Consider the following 2702-nt stretch of genomic DNA (forward strand, 5'->3'; position numbering starts at 1 on the left):
GCTGCTTCTTAACCTGCTCACTAAGCCTCTCGTACATACGATCTGTGAGCGGGAGGATGCGTCGACCGTCAGGGGTTTTCAAATCCTCCGCGAGATAGAACCCCGACTCGCCCAAGGGATTCGTACACAGATTCGCCTGCTTGCCGCATGGCCACGTGTTAGTCGTCGCATCGTAGTCCCCACAACCGTGGCTCATATTGCGCACCTTGAGCTGCGCGTCGATGACGAGACGAGCAGAACGCGCACCTGACTTCGGCTTCACGCTCGAACAACGAAGCCCCAATACTTCGCCTTGCCGCAAGCCAAGGAAGGCGAGAAGCCAACGGGCCCTGTCATCGCGTTTTTCAAGATTCTTGATGGTGTGTTGCGCTGTCCACCGTGCCGCCTTGTACAGCTGGTCGCGCTCTTGCCGCGTGGGTTTGCGCTTCTGCGGCGGCTCAACGCCCTTTGCGACATTGCGGTCGACCCAGCCACGTTGAAGAGCGAAGTCGAGCGCGGCCGAAAGTGTCCAGTAGATTGCTCGAATGGAGGACTTGCCGAGAGGTGTGGCGCGGTTGTAGGGAACCGTCGCCGGCAAAGTGGAGTAGATGTAGTCTTCCACGTCATCGCGCGTGAGCAAGCGGACTGGCGTCTCGCCCAGCGATGGACGCAAGTAGATGCGCACTTTCGCTTCATACCCCTTCCACGAGTCGACGCCAATACGTGAGCGCTGGTAGCTCAACCAATCATCGAGCACGCGACCAACCGTGCGAGCTTCTTCGGGTTGAGTGAGACGAATGTACGATTGGGGCAACTCCGCTAGAGCAATGCGCTTACGCGTGATGTTGCGTTCGAGGTTGGCGAGGGCTTCCTGACGAGTCTTGCCCTGGCCAGCTACACGAATCGAACGCTCACCATGCTTGATACTGCGCTTCGCCCGGTAGCCGCGCCAGATCGCGCCCGACGGAAGTCGACGTTCGAACTCGTAGACAGTTCCTTCACCGTAGCCGCGCACACGCTCCTTGCGCTTTCGATTGGCGAATTTACTGCGCGGAGAGGGCGCGTCCGACACGTCATCACTTGAGCGACGGTCATCTTCGGCGGCGGGGTGGTTCATGTCACCCTATTTACGGCATGTCGATGGCATGAAGATGGCCCGTCTTCCGCGTAAACACGTGGAAGACGGGCCAACCGCGGAGGATGTGGTGTCCGAAGTCAGGACATAGTTGACAACGTGTTCCAGGGAAAAGCGTTGTGACGGTTGTCAGATCAGCCGCGACATAGTTGACAGTTAGCCACCACAAAGCAAAAGTGGTGATGGTTGACACCTCAGCTGCGACATTGTTGACAAATGAATAGTCCCAACCGCAACCTCGCCATCGTCAAGGTAGTCCGCGAACAAGGCGAACCCGTCACCAAAGTCGCCAAACGCTTCAGAATCTCACGGCAACGTGTCTACAAAATCCTGTCCCAGTTCGATGCCGGAGGCGCTGATGCCATCGCCCCGAAATCCCGCGCCCCGCATACCCACCCGCAAGCAGTACCAACATCTTTACGCAACCAGATCATCGACATGCGTAAGCAACTGGTTAGATCCGGTTTAGACGCAGGCCCTGAGACCATCGCTTTCCACCTTCACCGCCAGGGGTTGCGAGTACCGTCAACGTCGACCATCCGACGGATCATCACTAATGCAGGCCTTGTCACGCCACAACCGCAGAAAAAGCCACGCAGTTCTTTCATCCGCTTCGAAGCCGCTATGCCCAACGAATGCTGGCAGGCAGACATCACCCACCTACACTTACTCGACGGCACTCGACTCGAAGTCCTCGACTTCATCGACGATCACTCCCGTTACCTGCTATCGATCACCGCAGCAGCATCCTTCAGCGGACCGGCTGTTGCAGCTGAACTGCAACGCCTTATCGCCACCTACGGCCCGCCAGCGTCCACCCTCACCGACAACGGACTCGTATTCACCGCCCGCCTAGCTGGAGCCAAAGGGGGCCGCAACGCATTCGAAAAAACCCTCAACAAATACCGCATCCAACAGAAAAATGGCCGGCCAGGCCACCCGCAAACACAAGGGAAGATCGAACGGTTCCACCAAACTCTTAAAAAATGGATTGCTGCCCAATCCCCAGCGATCACCCTGGTCGAACTCCAACGACAACTCGACACCTTTGCCGACTACTACAACACTGTCCGACCCCACCGAGCCCTCGGAAGACGGACACCACATGAGGTCTACACCACCGGCCCCAAAGCCGAACCCAACGACAAACCAGAAGAAGAATGGCGCGTCCGCAACGATGTCGTCACCCCAAACGGCAAGGTAACCGTCCGTTACGCAAGTAGGCTCTACCAACTTGGCATCGGGCGAAAATACACCGGCGAAACCATCCTTATGGTCATCACCGACAACCATGTCACCACATCATTAAAAGAAACCGGCGAGATCATCACCGAGCACTACATCGACACGTCCCGCAATTACCAAAAACCTTATTGGAAGAAAGGCCAGCCACCCCTGACCTAAAAGTGAAACTGGCGCCTCGGAAAAAGAAAAACCGAGACGCCAGTTTGTCCATGATGTCGCGACTGAAGTGTCAACTATGTCGCGACTCATGACACCGCGGAGGATGTGGGATTTGAACCCACGAGGGATGTGACTCCCGCACGCGTTCCAGGCGTGTGACATAGGCCGCTAGTCGAATCCTCCA

Annotated in this window: 2 protein-coding genes and 1 tRNA gene; 1 reads left to right on the plus strand and 2 read right to left on the minus strand. The window is 56.9% G+C overall.

Features of this window, described 5'->3' with window-relative positions; all coding sequences use genetic code 11:
* Positions 1-1096 (minus strand): hypothetical protein (locus Q0331_RS08480; RefSeq protein ID WP_298075939.1); only part of this gene is annotated, 1096 nt, incomplete at its 3' end.
* 234 nt (positions 1097-1330) lie between these two features.
* On the opposite strand from Q0331_RS08480, the gene Q0331_RS08485 reads away from it, so the two are divergent.
* Complete coding sequence (locus Q0331_RS08485) at positions 1331-2518, plus strand: IS481-like element IS3514 family transposase (protein ID WP_298075940.1); 1188 nt, start codon at positions 1331-1333, stop codon at positions 2516-2518.
* A gap of 97 nt (positions 2519-2615) precedes the next feature.
* Here Q0331_RS08485 and Q0331_RS08490 read toward each other — a convergent pair.
* Positions 2616-2701: transfer RNA gene (locus Q0331_RS08490), tRNA-Ser, on the minus strand.
* Between the last annotated feature and the right edge of the window lies 1 nt (position 2702).

It is taken from the genome of uncultured Corynebacterium sp. (assembly GCF_937999985.1).
GTDB lineage: Bacteria > Actinomycetota > Actinomycetes > Mycobacteriales > Mycobacteriaceae > Corynebacterium.